Genomic DNA, 21,929 nt, shown 5'->3' with positions numbered 1-21,929 from the left:
GGGGCTTGTCCGGTTCTCTGGTCAATCGGCACCGCTTTTGTCTGCATACACGGGTAAAATGCCGCCTCTGCCACCGCCGAGCCGAACATGACCATTACCCGCCACGCCCAGATCGACTGGGACGAACAAGGCAACCCGCATTCCCGCGCCTTCTCCGATGTCTATTTCTCCACCGAGTCCGGTCTGGAAGAGACACGCCACGTATTTCTGGTACAGAACGATCTGCGCCAGCGTTTTACGGCCCTGCTTGCGGGTGAGCGGCTGGTCATTGGCGAAACAGGTTTCGGCACCGGACTGAATTTTCTCTGCGCCTGGCAGTTGTTTGAGGAATGCGCCCACCCCGAGGCGCGGCTGCATTTCGTCAGCGTCGAGAAATTCCCCCTCAGCCGCACCGACCTGCAACGCGCCCTGGCTTTGTGGCCGGAACTGGCAGCCTTTGCCGAGCCATTGCTTGGTCAATATATCGCCGTGCATGAAGGCTTCCAGCGGCTGGTCTTCGACGAAGGACGCGTGACCCTGACGCTGTTGATCGGCGATGCCCTGCACATGCTGCCGCAACTGGACGGGCAGATCGATGCCTGGTTTCTCGACGGCTTCGCCCCGGCCAAGAACCCGGAAATGTGGACCCCGGAACTGTTCGCCGAGCTGGCGCGACTGTCGGCACCCGAGGCGAGCATTGGCACTTTCACCAGCACGGGCTGGGTCCGGCGTGCCCTGAACGCAGCGGGTTTCAAGATGAAGCGAGTGCCGGGAATCGGCCATAAATGGGAAGTGCTGCGCGGCAGGTTTATCGGCTGGCCTGAAGAAACTCCGCTGCCCCCGGCCATCAAGCCATGGTTCGCCCGGCCCGCTGCGTTTGAGGGTGAACGCAAGGCGCTGGTGATCGGGGCCGGACTGGCCGGTTGTGCCACGGCAGAGAGTCTGGCCAGACGCGGCTGGCAGGTGAGTCTGCTGGAGCGTCATGCCCAGCCGGCGCAAGAGGCCTCGGGCAACCCGCAGGGCGTGCTCTATCTGAAGCTTTCGGCACACGGCACGGCCTTGTCGCAGTTGATCCTCAGTGGTTTCGGCCATACCCGACGGCTGCTTGAGCGTCTGCAACGGGGTGTCGACTGGGACAACTGCGGCGTGCTGCAACTGGCCTTCGACGACAAGGAAGCTCAGCGCCAGCAGCAACTGGCCGAGGCTTTTCCCGAACAACTGCTGCATCGGCTGGATAAGCCTTCAGCCGAGGCACGCAGTGGTGTGCCCCTGAGCTGGGGCGGGCTGTTTTTTCCTGAGGGCGGCTGGGTTCATCCGCCAGCGCTGTGCCACTCGCAGGCTACGCATCCGAATATCAAGCTGATTACGCATCACGAAGCCTTGGAGTTGCGTCGGGTCGATGGGCAATGGCAGGTCTGGGATCGGAATCAGATGATCGACAGTGCTCCGGTAGTCGTGCTCGCCGGTGCGGCGGATATCAAGCAGTTTGCGCAAAGTGCCAACCTGCCCCTCAAGCGTATTCGCGGACAGATCACCCGCCTGCCCCGGACCGAAGCCAGTCAGGTGTTGCGCACGGTAGTCTGTGCCGAAGGTTATGTGGCACCGGCACGATTGGGCGAACACACGCTGGGGGCCAGCTTCGATTTCAATAGTGACGACCTGAATACCAATACCGCCGATCACCTGAGCAACCTGCAATTGCTGCAGGAAATATCCGATGATCTGACCGCACGTCTGGGTGCAACCGACTTGCCGCCGGAAGAGCTGCAAGGGCGTGCCGCCTTCCGCTGCACCAGTCCGGATTACCTGCCAATCGTCGGGCCGCTGGCAGACAGGGAAGCCTTTACTCAGGCCTATGCAGCGCTGGCCAAGGACGCACGACAAGTGCCGGATGTGGCCTGCCCTTGGCTGGACGGGCTGTACGTCAACAGCGGCCATGGTTCACGCGGCCTGATCACCGCGCCCCTGTCCGCCGAACTGATCGCCGCCTGGCTGGATAACGAGCCCCTGCCGCTGCCCCGCAGCGTGGCGGAGGCCTGTCATCCCAACCGCTTTGCCTTGCGGGGGTTGATTCGCAGGCAGGCGAAATGATCGTGGGAGGCAGCTTGCTGGCGACTTCTCAGCGTACAGACGCAGAATATCCGCCAGTTCAGACTCTTGTCGCCGGCAAGCTGCCTCCAACAAGTTCCTGCTACACCCGATAGAAATGCATCGTATGAAACGCCCTCTTCACGAATGAATTCGTTCCCACATGAGCAAGCGATAGCCGTTATCCTCAAGGTCTGACTACTCTCATCAGGCATCCCGATGTTGCATGTGCGAAACGTATTCAAGAGCTACGCCTCGGCTCAAGGCCCGGTAGAGGTGTTGCGCGGTGTCGACCTGCAACTGGAGCGCGGCAGCAGTCTGGCGCTGATGGGCGAATCGGGCAGTGGCAAAAGCACCTTGCTGCATCTGGTCGCCGGGCTGGATAAAGTGGACAGCGGCACGATCGAGGTCGCCGATCAGCACCTGAACAGCATGAGCGAAGCCCGGCTGGCCAACTGGCGGCGCACGGAAATCGGGCTGGTGTTTCAGCAGTTCAACCTGATCGAAAGCCTCAAGGTCGATGACAATCTGGCCTTCCAGGCACGGCTGGCCGGGCGTCATGACCCGGTCTGGCAGGGCCGGCTGATTGAACGCCTGGGCCTGGGTGATCTGCTCAATCGTTATCCCGAGCAATTGTCCGGCGGCCAGCAGCAACGTGTCGCCATCGGACGCGCCCTTGCGTCACGCCCCGCTCTGCTGCTGGCCGACGAGCCCACCGGCAATCTCGACGAAAACACCGGTGATGAGGTATTGCAGCTATTGCTGGACCTGTTGAACGACAGCAGCACCAGCCTGCTGATGGTCACTCACAGCGACAGGATTGCCGCACGTCTGGCGCACAAGGTCAGGCTGCACCATGGTCGTATCCTCGTCGAAGGCGAAGGCTGACATGCGAGTGTTTTACTGGGCCTTGCGCGCCCTGCTCAGCCACTGGCGACGTCATCCGGTGCAGCTTTTCAGCCTGCTGACCGGACTCTGGCTGGCGACCAGTCTGCTGACCGGTGTACAAGCCTTGAACAGCCAGGCACGGGACAGCTATCAACGGGCCAGCGAGTTGATCGGCGGCGAGCCGCAAACCAGTCTGGCCACTCCCGAAGGCGTGGCCTTTTCGCAGGACTTGTACATCAGCCTGCGGCGCACGGGCTGGCCGGTTTCTCCCATGCTGCAAGGGCGCATCACGCTGAAAGGTCTGGAAGACCAGCGCCTGCAATTGATCGGCATAGAACCGGTGACCTTGCCCAGAGGCTCCACGCTGGCCGGGCAGACACTGGACAGCCAACAGATCGTCGACTTTCTCACGCCGCCCGGCGTGACCTGGATTGCCCCGCAAACCCTGAAGGCCCTCGGCCTGCAAGAAGGCCAGCGCCCGGAAGCTGAAAACGGCCTGACTCTGCCGCCGTTGCAGGCACGAACGGACATGGCACCGGGTGTGCTGCTGATGGACATCGGTTTTGCCCAGACGCTGTTGAATCTGCCGGATCAATTGACCCGGCTGTTACTACCCCGCGACTTTGCCGCCGGGAATCCGGTGCTGCCCTCATCTGTCGCCGAGCAACTGGTGATTAAAAAGAGTGGCGAAGAAAACAATCTGCAACGCCTCACCGAAAGCTTTCACCTGAATCTGAATGCGCTGGGCGTGCTGTCATTCGTGGTCGGTCTGTTTATCGTGCATGCCGCCATCGGTCTGGCCCTGGAACAGCGCCGGGGTTTGCTGCGCAACCTGCGGGCATCGGGGGTCAGTGCGCGCATGCTGATTGTGGCCTTGAGCCTGGAACTGGGCAGCATGGCGTTGATCGGCGGGCTGTTCGGCGTGATCAGTGGCTACCTGCTGGCCAGTCTGTTATTGCCGGATGTCGCGGCCAGCCTGCGCGGTCTGTATGGCGCTGAAGTGGGCGGCCAGTTGAATCTGAATATCGGCTGGTGGATCGGCGGTATTGCCTTGAGCCTGTTCGGAGCTTTCATGGCCGGAGCCAACAGTCTGCTGCGCGCCGCTCGACTGCCACTGCTCGCGCTGTCCAATGCACAAGCCTGGCAACAGGCCCATGCCCGCTGGCTGCGGCGTCAGGCCTGGATTGCGGCAGGCAGTGCAATAGTGGCTATTGCCGCACTGGTTTTCGGCAATAGCCTGACAGTGGGTTTTGTGCTGATTTCGAGCGTGTTGCTGAGTGCCGCACTGGGCCTGCCGGTCCTGCTCGATGGGCTGCTAAGCGGCTTGCTCAAGCGCAGCCGCTCGATGCTGGGCCAATGGTTTCTGGCCGATTGTCGGCAGCAGTTGCCAGCCTTGAGTCTGGCATTGATGGCCTTGCTGCTGGCCATGGCGGCCAATATCGGCGCAGGCAGCATGACTTCGGGTTTTCGCCAGACCTTCGGAGCCTGGCTGGAGCAGCGCTTGACCGCCGAGCTTTACGTGACACCCCAGACCCCGAGTCAGGCTCTGGAAATGCAAGCCTGGCTCGGCGCACAAGCGCAGATCGATGCAGTGCTTCCCAACTGGCAAGTGCCGATTCAGGTTCAAGGCTGGCCTGCGGATCTGTTCGGCATCATCGAACATCAAACCTATCGCCAGCACTGGCAACTGCTGGAATCGACACAGGATGATCCCTGGAACCAACTGGCCCATGCCGACACCCTGATGCTCAGTGAACAACTGGCCAGGCGGCTCAAGGTCGGACTGGGAGACACCCTCGACCTTCCGGTTCCCGCAGGCCGCTGGTCGCCGCGTATCGTGGGGATCTACGCCGACTACGGCAATCCCAAGGGGCATCTGCTGGTCAATGCCGCTCACCTGCTGGAGCACTGGCCACATCTGCTGCCCACTCGTTTCAATCTGAGAGTCGATCACGCCGCCGTACCATCACTGGTCAATCGGTTGCATAACCGGTTCAACCTCGACGAGAACCGCATCATCGATCAGGGCCAGCTCAAGCAATGGTCGACTCAGGTGTTCGAACGAACCTTCGCCGCCACTGCCGCCCTCAACAGCCTGACCCTGGGCGTCGCCGGCGTGGCGCTGTTCATCGGCCTGCTGACCCAGAGCCAGAGCCGGCTCGGGCAACTGGCACCGCTGTGGGCGCTGGGGGTTACCCGGCGTCAGTTGATGCTGCTCAATCTGGGCCAGACCTGGTTGATGACGGTACTGACGCTGCTGTTCGCCGTGCCTCTGGGGCTGATGCTGACCTGGTGCCTGAATACCGTGATCAATGTCCAGGCCTTCGGCTGGCGCCTGCCCATGCAGATTTTCCCTCTGCAACTGCTGCAATTGATGGGCTTGGCAATGCTTGCGACCTTGCTGGCCTCGGCATGGCCACTGTTGAAGCTGTACCGCACCCGGCCAGCGGACCTGCTCAGGACCTTCGCCCATGAAAAGTAAATGGCTGGTGCCGATGGCCGTCTGCCTGTTGCTACTGAGCGCATGCGATCAGCAACAGCCTGCCGAGACCGGTTTTGCCGGGATGGGCAATCAGGCCGACGAATTCACGCCGGTCAAACCCGGACGCGTCTTCTCATTCCCAGAGGATCACGGGACACACCCGGGATTTCGTATCGAGTGGTGGTACATCACCGCCACTCTCAAGGATGAAAAGGGTCAGGACTTCGGCGTGCAATGGACGCTGTTCCGCAACGCCCTGCGCCCCGGAGCAACCGGCACTGGCTGGAATGACAGCACGATCTGGCTGGGCCATGCCGCCGCGACCTCTGCCAGCCAGCATCATGTGGCCGAACGCTACGCCCGAGGCGGCGTCGGACAGGCTGGCGTCAGGCTCGCGCCCTTCACGGCCTGGATCGATGACTGGTCGCTGCACAGCGAATCGCAGACGCAGAACCCGCTGGCAAAAATGCAATTGCAGGCCGCAGGCAAAGACTTTCAATACGACCTGCAACTCACCTCCAGCAAGCCCCTGGTGCTGCAAGGTGAGCAGGGATATAGCCAGAAGTCCGATCAGGGCCAGGGCTCGTACTACTACAGCCAGCCCTTTTTCGAGGCCAGCGGCAACCTGACGCTGGATGGCAAGACCTATCGGGTCAGCGGTCACGCCTGGCTGGACCGGGAATGGAGCAGCCAGCCATTGACCGCCAACCAGTCCGGCTGGGACTGGTTATCCCTGCATCTGGACGACGGCGAACGCGTGATGCTGTATCGCATGCGCCACAAGAGCGGCGAGCCTTACCTGAGCGGCACCTGGATCGATGCCGACGGCAAGACCCAAAGCCTGCACGCCGGTGATATCGACATGAAGCCGATGAACGAAACCGAAGTCGCCGGACGACGTCTGCCCACCCGCTGGTCGATCAAGATTCCCGGCAGGCATCTGGATATCAGCACCGAGGCCCTGAACCCACAGGCCTGGATGGGGGTGAGCATTCCTTACTGGGAGGGGCCGGTGAAAGTCAGTGGCAGTCAGAGTGGCGTCGGGTATCTGGAGATGACGGGGTATTGAAAGCAGATGAAGTGTGAGGGAGCTTGCTCGCGACGCCACGTATATCCTGAAAAAATTCGTCGTTTTCAAGGGGCTCTTCGCGACCAGGGTCGATCCCAGAGGACATCTGTGCCAGCGAGCTATCCCCTGCTTTTCCACTCCTGCACAGTTTGCTTATAACCGATTGATCTAAAACTCCCACAACGCCTCCGGGTCAGTTTCTGGGTGACTGCACTTTTCAGTCACCTCCCCAACGGAAACCCGGTAAGGAATTATGTGCGGATTAGCAGGTGAATTACGTTTCGACCAACAACCAGCGGATCTGGCCGCTGTTGAACGCATTACCCACAACCTGGCGCCTCGCGGCCCGGATGCCTGGGGCTTTCACAGTCAGGGGCCGATTGCACTGGGCCATCGACGACTGAAAATCATGGACCTGTCCGACGGTTCGGCACAGCCCATGATCGACAGTCATCTGGGTCTGTCCATGGCCTTCAATGGCGCTATCTACAACTTCCCCGAATTGCGCGCCGAGCTGGAAGGTCTAGGTTACCAGTTCCATTCCGGTGGCGACACCGAAGTGTTGCTCAAGGGCTATCACGCCTGGGGCGCGGATATGCTGCCCAAGCTCAATGGCATGTTCGCGTTTGCCATCTGGGAGCGCGACTCTCAGCAGTTGTTCATCGCCCGTGATCGTCTGGGCGTCAAGCCGCTGTATCTGTCGCACACCGACAAGCGCCTGCGTTTTGCATCGACGCTGCCGGCCCTGCTCAAAGGTGGCGATATCAGCCCGATGCTCGACCCGATTGCCCTCAATCACTACCTGAACTTCCATGCCGTGGTGCCTGCACCGCGCACGCTGCTGGCCGGTGTCGAGAAACTGCCGCCTGCCACCTGGATGCGGGTCTACGCCAACGGCACGATCGAGCAGCAGACCTGGTGGACCCTGCCCTATGGTCCTCATGACGACGAGAAGCACCTGACACTGGAAGACTGGCGCGACCGCGTCCTGGACAGCACCCGTGAAGCGGTAGCGATTCGTCAGCGTGCGGCTGTGGATGTGGGCGTGCTGCTTTCCGGCGGCGTCGACTCGAGCATGCTGGTCGGCCTGTTGCGCGAAGTCGGCGTCGAAGACCTGTCGACCTTTTCCATCGGCTTTCAGGATGCCGGCGGCGAGCGCGGCGACGAGTTCCAGTATTCGGACCTGATCGCCAGGCATTACGGCACCCGTCACCATCAATTGCGCATTCAGGAAAGCGAGATCATCGAGCAATTGCCTGCGGCCTTCCGGGCCATGAGCGAGCCGATGGTCAGCCATGACTGCATTGCGTTCTATCTGCTGTCACGGGAAGTGGCCAAGCACTGCAAGGTGGTGCAGAGCGGCCAGGGTGCGGACGAGCTGTTTGCCGGTTATCACTGGTATCCGCAGGTCGATGGTGCCAGCGATCCGGTCGCGGCCTATCGCGCAGCGTTCGTGGACCGCAGCTACGACGAATACACCGCGACCGTACAGTCCAGATGGCTGACCGCCACTGACGCGGCAGGTGATTTCGTACGCGATCACTTTGCCCAGCCCGGTGCCACCGCAGCCGTCGACAAGGCCTTACGCCTGGACAGCACCGTGATGCTGGTCGAAGACCCGGTCAAGCGGGTGGACAACATGACCATGGCCTGGGGCCTGGAAGCACGGACACCATTTCTCGACTATCGTCTGGTTGAGTTGTCTGCACGCATTCCCGGTCAGTTCAAACTGCCCGATGGCGGCAAGCATGTCCTGAAGGAAGCAGCGCGACTGGTCATCCCTTCCGAGGTGATCGACCGCAAGAAAGGCTACTTCCCGGTGCCGGGCCTCAAGCATCTGCAGGGCGATACCCTCAACTGGGTACGCGATCTGCTGCTGGACCCCAGTCAGGATCGAGGCCTGTTCAACCCGTCGATGATCGACACACTGTTGACCAACCCTCAAGGCCAACTCACGCCGTTACGCGGCTCCAAGCTGTGGCAGTTGGCAGCGCTGAATCTGTGGCTCAGCGAACAAGGACTCTGATCGATGAAACACAATGCGACGGCTTACAGCCAACGATTGTTGCGCACACAGTCGCCCTCCTATGAACGTCTGCAAGCGCGCTTCGCCGAAGACGGCAATCAGCCGGACAACGAGCAACTGGCATTGCACTGCGGCTGGGGCCGCTTGCTGATCGGTCATACCTACCCCGACGCCGCCGCACTGGCCCAGGAGCTGCTCAACGAAAAGGCCGGGGAACGCGATATCGCGCTGTACGTGGCTGCGCCCCAGCAAGTGCTGGCGCAGTCGCCGCAGCAGTTGTTCCTCGACCCGTCCGACACGCTGCGCCTGTGGTTCAGCGATTATCGTCCGGCGCAGCGGGTTTTCCGTGGCTTTCGCATCCGTCGGGCTCAGAGCGAAGCCGACTGGCAGGCCATCAACAATCTGTATCTGGCGCGGGGCATGCTGCCCATCGATCCAACCTTGCTGACGCCACGCCATCAGGGTGGTCCGGTCTACTGGCTGGCCGAGGATGAACGCAGCAATGCGGTGATCGGCAGTGTCATGGGCCTGAATCACCAGAAGGCGTTCAATGACCCGGAAAACGGCAGCAGCCTGTGGTGTCTGGCAGTCGATCCGCAATGCACACGCCCCGGTGTGGGGGAAGTGCTGGTGCGTCACCTGATCGAGCATTTCATGAGCCGAGGCTTGAGCTATCTCGATCTGTCGGTGCTGCATGACAACGAACAGGCCAAGGCGCTGTATGCCAAGCTGGGCTTTCGCAACCTGCCGACCTTCGCCATCAAGCGCAAGAACGGCATCAATGAATCGCTGTTCCTGGGGCCTGGCCCTCAGGCGGACTTCAACCCTTATGCGCGAATCATCGTTGAAGAAGCACATCGGCGCGGCATTGATGTGCAGGTCGATGATGCCGATGCAGGCCTGTTCACGCTGAGTTACGGCGGACGTCGCATTCGCTGCCGTGAATCGCTGAGCGACCTGACCAGCGCGGTGAGCATGACGCTGTGCCAGGACAAGAGCCTGACCCACAAGGCCCTCAAGGCCGCCGGCCTGAATGTGCCTGCCCAGCAACGGGTGGGCAGTGCCGATGACAATCTGGCCTTCCTCGAGGAGCACGGACGGATTGTGGTCAAGCCGCTGGATGGCGAGCAAGGCAACGGCGTGGCCGTGGACCTGCGCACCTTCGATGAAGTGCAGAACGCTATCGAGTGCGCCCGCCAGTTCGACAGCCGCGTGATCCTGGAAAGCTTCCACGAAGGCCTGGACCTGCGCATCGTGGTCATCGGTTTTGAAGTGGTGGCTGCTGCGATTCGCCATCCTGCCGAAATCATCGGCAACGGTCGCCATACCATCCGCCAGCTGATCGAAGCTCAAAGCCGCCGTCGCTCGGCTGCCACCGACGGTGAAAGCAAGATCCCGATGGACGAGGAAACCGAACGCACGGTCCGCGATGCGGGCTATGAGTATTCCAGCATCCTGCCGATGGATCAGCGTCTGGCCGTGCGTCGCACCGCCAATCTGCATACCGGCGGCTGCCTCGAAGACGTCACCGCGATTCTGCACCCGGTCCTCAGCGACGCCGCTGTACGTGCCGCCCGGGCGCTGGACATTCCGGTGGTGGGCCTGGACCTGATGGTGCCTGCCGCCGACCAGCCCGAATACGTGTTCATCGAGGCCAACGAGCGCGTCGGCCTCGCCAACCATGAACCTCAACCCACTGCTGAACGTTTCGTCGATCTATTGTTTCCGCACAGCCTGCCTGTGCATGGTTGAACCCTGGCTGCAAGTTTCAAGCATCAAGCTGCAAGCAAGTGCACTAACCTGCTTGTAGCTTGCAGCTTGAGGCTTGCAACTGTTTTTAAAGGAACCCCTCCATGCCTGTTGAAAAAATTCCCGATCCGGATCTCAACTACCTGCAGAAAGTCCTGCTGGAGATGCTGGCCATTCCGAGCCCTACGGGTTTTACCGACACCATCGTGCGCTATGTCGCCGAACGCCTGGAAGAACTAGGCATTCCGTTCGAACTCACTCGACGCGGCACCATACGTGCCACGCTCAAAGGCAAGCAGAGCAGCCCCGACCGTGCCGTTTCGGCGCATCTGGACACCATTGGCGCCAGTGTTCGCGAGGTCAAGGACAACGGACGCCTGGCGTTGTCGGCTGTCGGTTGCTGGTCCAGCCGCTTTGCCGAAGGCAGCCGGGTCAGCGTGTTCACCGACACCGGCGTGATCCGTGGCAGCGTGTTGCCACTGATGGCCTCCGGTCACGCGTTCAACACCGCCGTGGATGAAATGCCCATCAGTTGGGAACATGTCGAACTGCGCCTGGATGCCTATTGCACCACCCGCGCCGACTGCGAATCGCTGGGTATCAATATCGGTGACTTCGTGGCTTTCGATCCGTTGCCGGAGTTCACTGAAAGCGGCCATATCAGCGCCCGCCACCTGGACGACAAGGCGGGTGTCGCGGCACTGCTGGCCGCGCTCAAATCGATTGTCGACAGCGGCGAAGAGCCACTGATCGACTGCCATCCGCTGTTCACCATCACCGAGGAAACCGGCACCGGTGCAGCGGGCGTATTGCCCTGGGACGTGAGCGAGTTCGTCGGTATCGATATCGCTCCGGTCGCCGCCGGCCAGCACTCCAGCGAACATGCGGTAAGCGTGGCGATGCAGGATTCGGGCGGGCCTTACGACTATCACCTCTCCCGCCATCTGCTGCGCCTGGGTGTCGATAATGAGTTGCCCGTGCGCCGCGATATCTTTCGCTATTACTACAGCGATGCCCATTCGGCGGTGACGTCGGGCAATGATATCCGCACTGCCCTGCTGGCCTTTGGTTGCGATGCCACCCATGGCTACGAACGCACCCATATCGACAGCCTTGCGGCCCTGAGCAAACTGCTGGGTGCCTACATGCTCAGCCCACCGGTATTCGCCAGCGACGCAAAACCGGCGCAGACTTCACTGGAGCGTTTCAGTCATCAGATCGAACACGACGCCCAGATGGAGTCAGACACCCGCGTGCCTCCCGTGGACAGCCTGATCGGGCAGAATCGCGAAGAAGCGTGAGTCTCTGAATAGAGGCACGGTAGCTGTGGGAGCGAGCTTGCTCGCGAAGAGGTCTTTGAAAACAATGATGTTTTCTGAATCCGACCGCGTCGCGAGCAAGAGCCCTCCCACAAGTTGACCACCGCTACGGTAGTAAGCAATTCATTCGCGAAAAAGCCTATCATCGCGGGCTACCGATACGAGAACCAGCATGCTGATCCCTTACGACCAACTCGAACCCGACACCCTCACCCGGCTGATCGAAGACTTCGTGACCCGCGACGGCACGGACAATGGCGACGAAACGCCTCTGCAAACCCGCGTGCTGCGCGTACGTCATGCCTTGAGCAAAGGCCAGGCGGTGATTTTCTTCGACCTCGAAAGCCAGCAGTGCCAGTTGATGCCCAAGCATGATGTGCCCAAGGAGTATTTCGACTGAGACTCAGGCCGCAGGCGACTCGGTAGAGGCTGCCTGCTGCGAGAGCTTTCTGGCAATGCGTCGGAACACTTCGGCGCGGTGGATCTTGATGTCTTTGGGCGCATCGATCCCGAGCCTGACCTGATTGCCGTTCACCCCGAGAATTTGCACGGTGATGTTGTCACCGATGGAAAACGACTCGCCGATTTCCCGCGTCAATACCAGCATTGTTCTGCCTCTCTTGTCATTGCAAAGAATGCAGAGTGCGCCCCCGAAAAGGTCGCTTCAATGAGGTAGCTGTAAATCAGTAATGCCCTTCAAGCTCGCCAGAACACGCTGTCGGAAACGTCTTACTTGCAGACCAAACAAGTAGGAAAAATGCCAGATATCCGACAATCAGGACGCCGACCACCTTGGCCCCAGGAGAATGATGGTCGCGCCAATGACGCACAGGGCAACGCCGAGCCAGTCGCTGCTCAAGGGCCTGACCCGCTCGACCACGCCCAGCCAGGCAATCGATGCAATGATGTAAATCCCGCCATAAGCCGCATAGGCACGGCCAGCGTAGGCCGCTTCAATACGGGTCAGCAACAGAGCGAAGACGGTCAGGCTGATCAGTGCAGGAATGACCCACAAGGCACTCTTGCCCTGGCGCAGCCACAGCCAGAATGCATAACAGCCGAAGATCTCGAACAGGGCCGCGAGGAAAAACCAGAAGTAATTGAGCACAAAAGGCCTCGTCAGTCAGGGTTTGAATGGCGGCACCCTATCAGAAAACGGCTTTCCTGACCCCGACCATCAAACCCTGACTGGCACAGAGTCAGGCCTTCGTCTGCCGTGCCTTGGCGCGCATCTTGGCGCACATGGTGGTCATCTCGTCATAGAGCGCCTGGGGATGCTTGCGTTTCAATGTCCAGGCATCACGCCCCTGCTCATGGGGCAGGATCATGAATTCACCCTTGGCGACTTCGTCGAAGATGTAATCGGCAATGTCACTGGCGCTGATGGGCGAGCTTTCCAGCAGCTTGCCGACCTGGGCTTTCATGGCCGGGGTCGGGCCGCGGAAGGAGTCCAGCAGGTTGGTCTGAAAGAACGACGGACAGACCACATGCACGCCGACACCCTGCTCGGTCAACTCCACCAACAGGCTTTCCGACAACGCCACCACTCCCGCCTTGGCGACGTTGTAGTTGCTCATGGCCGGCCCCTGCATCAGGGCGGCCATGGAGGCGATATTGATGATCTTGCCCTTGCTGGCCTCAAGCAGCGGCAGGAATGCCTTGCAGCCCTTGACCACGCCCATGAGGTTGATTGCGATCTGCCAGTCCCAATCCTCCAGGGACAATTCGCTGAAGAAACCTCCCGACGCTACACCGGCATTGTTGACGATGATATCGATGCCGCCGAAGCGCTCTTCGCAGGCTTGCGCCAGGGCCATGAGCTGGCTGTAGTCCCGCACATCACAGCGCTGGGTAAAGCCATCGCCACCGGCTTCGCGCACCAGGGACAGGGTTTCCTGCAAACCGGCCTCGTTGACGTCGGACAGAGCCAGACGCCAGCCTTCGCGAGCCCAGCGCAGTGCAATTTCACGGCCCAGACCAGAGCCGGCGCCAGTAATCATGATGCGATTTTGCATAGAGAGTGCCTTGTGGTTTGCAGGACGTTGGCTGGAGTGTAATCACAGCTGACGGTCTCTAATGCCTCCATCAAGACGCTGAATGCCGGTCCCTCATGTCTGCCTGATACGACGCACGAAACGGATCAGCAGCCAGCCATAGATCGCGGCATTGATCGATACCACCACCGCCCCCAGCCACAACTGGATCTGCGGCGTCAGTGCTGGCGGATAGATCAGCGGAATCAGGTAATGCTCGATGAAGCCGCCGTCATACCCCTGCTGACCGGCCTTGTGGCGCAGGAAGTTTTCCAGTGGCGTCAGCGGACAATACAGGTGAAAGAACTCCACCGAGGCGCCCCACAGCATGGCCGGGACATGCAGAAAACCTGTCCACGGCCTGCGCAGCACCCACAACCCGCCAAACAGCACGAACAGAATAAACAGCAGATGAAACACCACCACGATATCCGCAGCGAATCGGTAAAGCATGGATGCAGTCCTGTGTAAAAGTTCCATTATTTTCAGGTCCTACATGGCTTCATGAAACAGCTGAGTGCGTCATGTAAAACCTGAAAAGTTCAATAATAATCACCGGCAAAAACCAGACTACAGATAAAGCAATAAAACCATAAGCAATTGAAATTAAAGGAATTTTATAGAAAATCAAAAACCCATGAAATATTTAGAACCTTTCAGGATTTGCAACAGTCGGATAATTCAAGCAGCGAAAATCATATACCTGCTGAACACGGTTTCAACTGCAAACGCCATTCGACACTGACGAAAAGAAGGAACTCATCATGGGCATAAGCACGATTCTTATCATCGTACTGATTCTGATCCTGATCGGTGGTCTGCCGGTCTTCCCGCACTCCCGTAACTGGGGCTATGGTCCTTCGGGTGTCGTGGGTACGATCCTGGTCATTCTGTTGGTGCTGGTATTGCTTGGCAGGATATGACCTTATCGGTCTCCCAATGAAAAAGCAGCCCGAAGGGGCTGCTTTTTTATTGCCGATGAAAAACAAGCTTAGTGTGACACTGCACCGCTGGCACCCAGACCAGTCTGCGAACGGACGAATTGCGGGTAGAACAGCGCACGCTCTTCGTCTGCAGCCTTGGACTTGTCGGTAATCGAGAAGAACCAGATACCGATAAAGGCGATGATGATGGAGAACAGCGCCGGATACTCGTACGGGAAGATGGCTTTAGGGTTATGCAGAATCTGCACCCAGATGGTCGGACCCAGCACCATCAGCACTACCGCACTGATCAGTCCCATCCAGCCGCCAATCATGGCGCCACGAGTAGTCAGGTTTTTCCAGTACATCGAGAGCAGCAGAACCGGGAAGTTACAGCTGGCCGCGATGGAGAACGCCAGGCCGACCATGAACGCGATGTTCTGGCTTTCGAAGGCGATACCCAACAGGATGGCCACGACCGCCAGGGCGATAGTCGTCATCTTGGAAACGCGGATCTCGTCTTTCTCGTTGGCCTTGCCTTTCTTGATCACGCTGGCATACAGGTCATGGGACACTGCCGACGCACCGGCCAGGGTCAGGCCCGCAACCACCGCCAGGATCGTGGCGAATGCCACCGCCGAGATGAAGCCCAGGAACAGACTGCCACCTACCGCGTTGGACAGATGCACTGCCGCCATGTTGTTACCGCCGATCAAGGCGCCTGCTGCATCCTTGAACGCCGGGTTGGTGCTGACCAGCAGGATCGCGCCAAAACCGATGATGAAGGTCAGGATGTAGAAGTAGCCGATGAAACCGGTGGCGTAGAACACCGACTTGCGGGCTTCCTTGGCATCGCTCACGGTGAAGAAGCGCATCAGGATGTGTGGCAGACCGGCAGTACCGAACATCAGGGCCAGACCGAGGGAGAACGCCGAGATCGGGTCTTTCACCAGACCGCCGGGGCTCATGATCGCCTCACCTTTGGGGTGAACCTTGACCGCTTCGGAGAACAGCATGTTGAAGTCGAAGTTGACGTGCTTCATGACCATCAGCGCCATGAACGAGGCACCCGACAGCAGCATCACAGCCTTGATGATCTGTACCCAGGTGGTCGCCAGCATGCCGCCGAACAGCACATACAGGCACATCAGGATACCGACCAGAATCACCGCCACGGTGTAATCCAGACCGAACAGCAACTGGATCAGCTTGCCGGCACCCACCATCTGGGCAATCAGGTAGAACGCCACCACCACCAGCGAACCGCAGGCGGACAGGGTGCGAATCTCTTTCTGCTTCAGACGATAGGAGGCCACGTCGGCGAAGGTGTATTTGCCCAGGTTACGCAGGCGTTCGGCGATCAGGAACAGAATGATCGGCCAGCCCACCAGGAAGCCGATCGAGTAGATCAGGCCGTCGTAGCCGGAGGTGTAGACAAGTGCGGAAATACCCAGGAAGGACGCTGCCGACATGTAGTCGCCCGCAATCGCAAGGCCGTTCTGGAAACCGGTGATCTTGCCGCCTGCGGCGTAGTAGTCGGAAGCCGAGTTGTTTTTCTTGGATGCCCAGTAGGTGATGTAGAGGGTGAATGCCACGAACATGACGAACATGATGATCGCCGGTACGTTCAAAGGCTGCTTCTGCACCGCCCCGGTAAGGGCGTCGGCTGCCATGAGAGAAGGCGCGAATGCTGCAAGGGCCAGAGCCGCAGAGAGACGACGGATCATTGCTGAATCTCCTTGAGAATTGCAGTGTTCAGCTCGTCGAACTCACCGTTGGCACGGCGTACGTAGATCCCCGTCAGAATGAAAGCCGAGATGATCAGGCCGATCCCTATCGGCATGCCCCACGTAATGGTTGAAGTCGCACTGATCTTGGCTCCCAGAATATGAGGTCCATACGCAATCAAGAGAATGAATGCGGCATAGAGCCCGAGCATGATCGCCGAAAGAATCCAGGCGAACCGCTCTCTTTTGGAAACCAGCTCCTTGAAGCGCGGGCTGTTTTGAATCGAGAGGTAAATGCTGTCGTTCATTGTTTTTGTCCTCGCAGCACAGATGAGTTGTCACGTCTTCAACTTTAGTCAGGTCCGGCACGTACTCCAGACGACCTTAGTATTAGAACGACATTAATCATTGAAGCACTTCGAGGGACTTTTGCCGGTCCGCATCGAACCCGCATAAACAAAAGGCCATCAGCCGGAAGTGGCAGATGGCCTTGAGAGAAGCGATACAGAGGCTTCGGCGTTATTTGGCAGTCCATGCAGCGACACGGTCAGGGTGCTTGGCCACCCAGTCCTTCGCCGCGGCATCGGGTTTGGCACCTTCCTGGATTGCCAGCATCACTTCACCGATTTCGTCCTTGGATTCCCACTGGAATTTTTTCAGGAAGGCAACGACGTCAGGTGCTTTCTTCTCCAGGCTCAGGCTGGCAACGTTGTCGACGGTTTCAGCAGCGCCGTATACGCTTTTCGGGTCTTCAAGAAAACGCAGCTTCCATTTGGCGAACATCCAGTGCGGCACCCAGCCGGTCACCACGATGGACTCCTTGCGTTTCTCGGCACGGGTCAGCTCGGCAATCATCCCGGCTCCCGAACTGGCCTGCAGCTTGTAACCGTCCAGAGCGTAGTCCTTGATGGCCTGATCGGTCTTGAGCATCACGCCCGAGCCTGCATCGATCCCGGTGATTTTCTTCTTGAAGGAATCATCGGTCTTGAGATCTTCGATGGACTGGGCCTTGACGTACTCCGGCACGATCAGGCCAATCTTGGCGTCCTTGAAGTTCGGGCCGTAGTTCACGACCTGATCCTTGTATTTGGCGTAGTACTCACCATGAGTGCCTGGCAGCCAGGCCGACAGCATCATGTCCAGCTTGTCGGAGGCCACTGCCTGCCACATGATCCCGGCCGCAACGGATTGCAACTTGACGTCATAGCCCAGTTTTTCCTTGAGCACTTCAGCGGCTACGTGGGTCGTGGCGACACTGTCGGACCAGCCTTCGACGTAGCCGATGGTCAATGTCTTGGTTTCAGCAATGGCCAGCGTGGAGCTGACGGCCAGTACCAGCGCGGCACCTGCCCCCAGAATTTTTCGCATATTCATCATCACTTCCCCGGAAGTTGCGCACCGACGGATGTCGGGCCGCATTAACGTTGTTTTTCAGAGTCGCCCGTCATGCCCGGCTTTGGGGCAGACGGTGCCCTTCACGTTTCAGTCGTGCTCGCCCGCCATGACAGGCATCGCATCGACCTCTCGATAATCAACCGGGCAGCAGATCGGACATGCTCTGTCAGCGACACGGAGGAACCGGGAAACGACATCACACAGCCATCAGCGACAATGCCAGCGAAAAGCGTCGGCAAAGCCGTCCGGATTTTGCGTGAAACAAAAAATGCGATGCGCCTGGATCCCTTGCAGGATCGGGAGTACGGAACAGACCTCTGCCCCGTTCTGGTTCACCAGGAGACAGGAAACAGAATGTGTTACCGCCTATAACCGACTGCTCCGCAAGACGGGTAACACGGAAACAATCCTGCCGCCCTTCTCTCTTGGCCTCGGTCATGGAGATTTTCAAGCCATTGTTTTTAAAGGAATTTAAAAAGTTGGCACAGCTTCTGCTATCTCTTCGGTACAACAAGAATAAAAACAAGTATCAAACCAACAAGAACAACACGAAACGGCTCTGACATAACAAGAACAACACGGACAGAGGCGCAGCTAACAGATTTTTTTGGAGTGGATAGGCTTTACAGGGACCTCGGAAACGAGAGGCCTCGCAACCGGACAGAGAACAATAAAACTACCTTCAGGTAGCTTCCCGTACCGGCTGGACCATGACGTTGTGCAGACCCATGGTTAAAGTGAATCAGCGCTCAAAAAAATACGTTTGCTCTTGATCCCGGATGGGGGTCACACAAGAACGCAGTAAAGGGACTGGTCGCCAAAAACAAGAACAGGCCGCCCTATAAAAATAAAAAGAGCAGGCAACAACACATTGAAGGAGAGCTCAGGCTCTCCTTTCGTGTTTCCGGGCGATGGGAATTCGCCAGACACGCCACTCCCCCCTTCCTACAACAAAAAAGCACAGACCTACATTCCAGGGTCCACAGAACGTGTATTGTTTCGCTGGTTTTACAAAGGTTCGCTCGTTCATACGGCACTTTGGCACTACACCGGTGGTCATAGGCTCCGTATCTCACCAGCACTTCTTTCCCAAGGGATTTAGTCATGTTCCGTTTTCTGCGCTTCGCTACCGTTTTAGGTGGCTTATGTTTGAGTGCGTCCGCTCTGGCGACCAACATTGATCCCGCCACCTATGGCTATCCGCTGACTAATCCTTTCGAAGCGACCATCGCGACCACGCCACCGGACATGCGCCCTGAACTGCCTGACGACGAAGATATCGATCAGGACGTCTACACACTCAATCTGCACCCGGAACGCGAATTCATCCTGCCGGACAATTTCTGGGCAGTAAAAAAGCTGAGCTATCGCGTGGCCAGGCAAGACCATGCCGCTCCCCTGATCTTCCTGATTGCCGGAACAGGCGCACCTTATAACAGCACCCTCAATGAGTTCCTGAAGAAGCTGTATTACGGCGCGGGCTATCACGTCGTACAGTTGTCTTCGCCCACCAGCTACGACTTCATGAGTTCGGCTTCGCGCTTTGCCACGCCCGGGATCTCCACGGAAGATGCCGAGGATCTGTACCGCGTAATGCAAGCCATCCGCGCCCAGCAGGCAGACTTGCCGGTGACCGAGTATTACCTGACCGGTTACAGCCTCGGCGCACTCAATGCGGCCTTCGTCAGCAAGCTGGACGAAACCCGCCGCAGCTTCAACTTCAAGAAAGTCCTGCTGCTCAACCCGCCGGTCAACCTCTATACGTCCATAACCAATCTGGACAAGCTGGTACAGACCAACGTCAAGGGCATCAACGACACCACCACATTCTATGAGCTGGTACTGGCCAAGCTGACGCGCTACTTCCGCCAGAAAGGCTACATCGACCTCAACGATGCGTTGCTCTATGACTTCCAGCAGTCCAAGCAGCACCTGACCAATGAACAGATGGCAATGCTGATCGGCACCTCGTTCCGCTTTTCGTCGGCCGACATTGCATTCACCTCCGACCTGATCAACCGTCGCGGCCTGATCACTCCGCCCAAGTTTCCGATTACCGAAGGCACCAGCCTGACGCCGTTCCTCAAGCGCGCCATGCAATGCGACTTCGACTGCTACCTGACAGAGCAGGTCATCCCCATGTGGCGTGCCCGCACCGATGGCGGCAGCCTGTTGCAACTCGTGGATCAGGTCAGCCTGTATGCACTCAAGGATTACCTGCACAGCAGCACCAAGATCTCGGTCATGCATAACGCCGACGACGTGATTCTGGGCTCCGGCGATCTGGGCTTCCTGCGCAAGACTTTCGGTGATCGCCTGACCGTTTACCCATACGGCGGCCATTGCGGCAACATCAATTACCGCGTCAACAGTGACGCCATGCTGGAGTTCTTCCGTGGCTAAACGTCTTTTACTCCTTGCCGCCCTGCTGTGTGCAGGCACCGCCCAGGCCGCTGACGCAGACAGCAACAAGGCCCAGCATCCCGCTACCGTGGTGCGCACCCTCGATGCCGATGGCTTCACCCAGCCGTTGAAGTCCCTGCAATTCAACCCGGGCCTGGACCAGCGCGAATTCGAACGTGCTTCCATCAACGCCCTGGAAGTCTACGACCCACTGGAATCCTGGAACCGTCGGGTCTACCACTTCAACTACCGTTTCGATGAGTGGGTTTTCCTGCCGGCAGTCAACGGTTACCGCTACATCACCCCGGGTTTCGTGCGCAGCGGCGTCAGCAACTTCTTCAGTAACCTGGGCGACGTGTCCAATCTGCTGAACAGCCTGCTGCAGTTCAAGGGCCAGCGCTCGATGCAGACCACCGGGCGTCTGTTGCTCAACACCACCATCGGCATCGCCGGCCTGTGGGACCCGGCCACCATGATGGGTCTGCCACGTCAGACCGAAGACTTCGGCCAGACCCTGGGCTTCTATGGCGTACCGGCAGGCCCTTATCTGGTGCTGCCGCTGTTCGGCCCTTCGAACCTGCGTGATACCGGCGGCCTGGTGTTCGACTACGCCGCCGAAACGCAGATCAACTTCCTGAACGTTGCCGAGGTCAGCAGCGACCACCCGGAAATCACCCTGCTGCGCGCCATCGACCGCCGCTATGTCACCAGCTTCCGCTATGGACAGCTGAACTCGCCGTTCGAGTACGAAAAGGTCCGCTACGTCTATACAGAATCGCGCAAGTTGCAGATTGCCGAGTAAGCGGATGCATGAACGAAAACGGCCAGTCCGGTGTAATCGGGCTGGCCGTTTTTCATTTGTACAGGCTCGACATCGCATCGGTTCAGGTACAGGATCACCTCCTTTTCATCCGCGTTGAAGCCTCATGCAGCAGTCAATCATGATAATGGCTCTGGTAGCTGGCCTGATCCTGTCGGGCTGCGCCAGCCAGCAGGAAAAGCTCCATTCATGGGCTCAGGCCAGAGGCGCAGAAGCCAGCGTGCTCGAAACCCGCACCTTTGCACTGCAAATCGTTACGCCTCGCTCGCTGCCCAAGGGCGGCCGATTGAGCATTTTCATCGAAGGGGATGGCCGAGCCTGGGCAACGGGCAGCCAGCCAAGCCTTGATCCTTCGCCACGGCAAACAGAAATGGTCCGCCTGGCCATCGATCCGAGTCACGCCGGAGCATACGTTGCCAGACCTTGCCAGTTTGTGAGGTCCACGGCTTGTGGCAGTGAGGTGTGGACAGATGCCAGGTTCAGCCAGAACGTCATTGAAGCGTTCAACGACGTGATCGACCAATTGAAGAGTCGCTACAACGCCTCTTCGATCGAGTTGATCGGCTATTCGGGAGGGGCTGCGATCGCGTTATTGATCGCAGAAGGGCGAGATGACATTGCACAGATCCAGACCATCGCCGGAAATGTCGACCCTCATGGCTGGGTCGCGCTGCATGGACTTTCTCCTTTGAAAGGTTCGCTGGACCCGTTGGCAAACAGCCTGCGACTCAAACAGATTGCGCAACGGCACTTCATTGGAACAACCGATACCGTTGTGCCGCCCGTACTGCTGACAGGTTTTCTCGCCAGAACCCAGCCTGACTGCAGTGAAGTCATCAGCCTGCCAGGTTCCCATGCAACGCTCATGGAGGCGATTGATGGGCGAATGCTTTCCCGCCCGATTCAGTGTCGATCAGACTGATGCCGATCAGTCACTTCATGTGTACTGAAGTCGCCAGCAAGCTGCCTCCCACAAAGTGATTGATGACCTTAAGCGCTTAGACCGGATTGAGCAGAGCAGCCTTCCA

The 21,929-nt window shown here is 58.7% G+C and carries 19 protein-coding genes; 12 read left to right on the top strand and 7 right to left on the bottom strand.

From position 1 onward, the window contains the following. The first annotated feature begins 87 nt into the window (after window positions 1–87). The 8 genes from mnmC to JSY17_RS05145 all read left to right on the top strand — a co-directional run bounded on the left by mnmC (window position 88) and on the right by JSY17_RS05145 (window position 12,000). Window positions 88–2,070, top strand: coding sequence for a bifunctional tRNA (5-methylaminomethyl-2-thiouridine)(34)-methyltransferase MnmD/FAD-dependent 5-carboxymethylaminomethyl-2-thiouridine(34) oxidoreductase MnmC (gene mnmC / locus JSY17_RS05180; RefSeq protein ID WP_206402105.1), 1,983 nt, complete (start codon window positions 88–90; stop codon window positions 2,068–2,070). 216 nt (window positions 2,071–2,286) lie between these two features. Continuing rightward, on the top strand, window positions 2,287–2,955 hold the full coding sequence (locus JSY17_RS05175) for an ABC transporter ATP-binding protein (RefSeq protein WP_206402104.1): 669 nt from the start codon (window positions 2,287–2,289) through the stop codon (window positions 2,953–2,955). Window position 2,956: 1 nt separating this feature from the next. Then, window positions 2,957–5,437, top strand: a complete 2,481-nt coding sequence (locus JSY17_RS05170; protein ID WP_206402103.1) for an ABC transporter permease — start codon at window positions 2,957–2,959, stop codon at window positions 5,435–5,437. Then, a complete protein-coding gene (locus JSY17_RS05165; RefSeq protein ID WP_206402102.1) occupies window positions 5,427–6,506 on the top strand; it encodes a lipocalin-like domain-containing protein in 1,080 nt (359 codons plus the stop codon). The genes JSY17_RS05170 and JSY17_RS05165 overlap by 11 nt, the downstream gene beginning before the upstream one ends. Window positions 6,507–6,759: 253 nt before the next feature. After that, complete coding sequence (locus JSY17_RS05160; protein ID WP_117185247.1) at window positions 6,760–8,532, top strand: N-acetylglutaminylglutamine amidotransferase; 1,773 nt, start codon at window positions 6,760–6,762, stop codon at window positions 8,530–8,532. Window positions 8,533–8,535: 3 nt separating this feature from the next. Further along, window positions 8,536–10,284, top strand: coding sequence for an N-acetylglutaminylglutamine synthetase (gene ngg / locus JSY17_RS05155; protein WP_200976679.1), 1,749 nt, complete (start codon window positions 8,536–8,538; stop codon window positions 10,282–10,284). 101 nt (window positions 10,285–10,385) lie between these two features. Next, the gene (locus JSY17_RS05150; protein ID WP_122369614.1) at window positions 10,386–11,582 is read left to right on the top strand and encodes an osmoprotectant NAGGN system M42 family peptidase; all 1,197 of its coding nucleotides are present in this window, start codon (window positions 10,386–10,388) and stop codon (window positions 11,580–11,582) included. Window positions 11,583–11,772: 190 nt separating this feature from the next. Then, window positions 11,773–12,000, top strand: coding sequence for a YheU family protein (locus tag JSY17_RS05145; RefSeq protein ID WP_025261120.1), 228 nt, complete (start codon window positions 11,773–11,775; stop codon window positions 11,998–12,000). A 3-nt stretch (window positions 12,001–12,003) separates the two neighbouring features. Here the strand turns inward: JSY17_RS05145 and csrA are convergent, their stop codons facing one another. From csrA to JSY17_RS05125, 4 genes are all read right to left on the bottom strand, one after another. Continuing rightward, complete coding sequence (gene csrA, locus JSY17_RS05140; protein WP_117164182.1) at window positions 12,004–12,207, bottom strand: carbon storage regulator CsrA; 204 nt, start codon at window positions 12,205–12,207, stop codon at window positions 12,004–12,006. Between the two features lie 168 nt (window positions 12,208–12,375). Then, window positions 12,376–12,708 carry a YnfA family protein gene (locus JSY17_RS05135; RefSeq protein WP_200976682.1) on the bottom strand — a complete coding sequence of 111 codons (333 nt, stop codon included), beginning with the start codon at window positions 12,706–12,708 and terminating at the stop codon, window positions 12,376–12,378. Between the two features lie 91 nt (window positions 12,709–12,799). Beyond that, window positions 12,800–13,615, bottom strand: a complete 816-nt coding sequence (locus JSY17_RS05130) for an SDR family oxidoreductase (protein ID WP_117185244.1) — start codon at window positions 13,613–13,615, stop codon at window positions 12,800–12,802. Window positions 13,616–13,708: 93 nt separating this feature from the next. Next, entirely contained in the window at window positions 13,709–14,086 is a 378-nt protein-coding gene (locus tag JSY17_RS05125; protein WP_117182916.1) for a DUF2784 domain-containing protein, read from the bottom strand. Between the two features lie 311 nt (window positions 14,087–14,397). Here JSY17_RS05125 and JSY17_RS05120 point away from each other — a divergent pair, with 311 nt between their 5' ends. Then, on the top strand, window positions 14,398–14,556 hold the full coding sequence (locus JSY17_RS05120) for a DUF3309 family protein (protein WP_038399964.1): 159 nt from the start codon (window positions 14,398–14,400) through the stop codon (window positions 14,554–14,556). A 68-nt stretch (window positions 14,557–14,624) separates the two neighbouring features. On the opposite strand, the gene JSY17_RS05115 is transcribed toward JSY17_RS05120, so the two are convergent. The 3 genes from JSY17_RS05115 to JSY17_RS05105 form a co-directional block, all read right to left on the bottom strand. Next, complete coding sequence (locus JSY17_RS05115; RefSeq protein WP_117164178.1) at window positions 14,625–16,283, bottom strand: cation acetate symporter; 1,659 nt, start codon at window positions 16,281–16,283, stop codon at window positions 14,625–14,627. Next, entirely contained in the window at window positions 16,280–16,591 is a 312-nt protein-coding gene (locus JSY17_RS05110) for a DUF485 domain-containing protein (RefSeq protein ID WP_117164177.1), read from the bottom strand. Before JSY17_RS05110 ends, JSY17_RS05115 begins: the two co-directional genes overlap by 4 nt. A gap of 211 nt (window positions 16,592–16,802) precedes the next feature. Beyond that, complete coding sequence (locus JSY17_RS05105; RefSeq protein ID WP_117164176.1) at window positions 16,803–17,657, bottom strand: glycine betaine ABC transporter substrate-binding protein; 855 nt, start codon at window positions 17,655–17,657, stop codon at window positions 16,803–16,805. A 1,125-nt stretch (window positions 17,658–18,782) separates the two neighbouring features. Here JSY17_RS05105 and JSY17_RS05100 point away from each other — a divergent pair. The 3 genes from JSY17_RS05100 (at window position 18,783) to JSY17_RS05090 (ending at window position 21,823) form a co-directional block, all read left to right on the top strand. Further along, window positions 18,783–20,081, top strand: a complete 1,299-nt coding sequence (locus JSY17_RS05100) for a serine/threonine protein kinase (protein WP_117182917.1) — start codon at window positions 18,783–18,785, stop codon at window positions 20,079–20,081. Then, window positions 20,074–20,883, top strand: coding sequence for an MlaA family lipoprotein (locus JSY17_RS05095; protein WP_200997875.1), 810 nt, complete (start codon window positions 20,074–20,076; stop codon window positions 20,881–20,883). Before JSY17_RS05100 ends, JSY17_RS05095 begins: the two co-directional genes overlap by 8 nt. Before the next feature lie 139 nt (window positions 20,884–21,022). After that, on the top strand, window positions 21,023–21,823 hold the full coding sequence (locus JSY17_RS05090) for an alpha/beta hydrolase (RefSeq protein WP_206404920.1): 801 nt from the start codon (window positions 21,023–21,025) through the stop codon (window positions 21,821–21,823). Window positions 21,824–21,929 lie beyond the last annotated feature (106 nt).

It is taken from the genome of Pseudomonas capsici (assembly GCF_017165765.1).
In the GTDB taxonomy this organism is placed as follows: domain Bacteria; phylum Pseudomonadota; class Gammaproteobacteria; order Pseudomonadales; family Pseudomonadaceae; genus Aquipseudomonas; species Aquipseudomonas capsici.
This window is presented reverse-complemented; position numbering and strand designations above follow the sequence as displayed.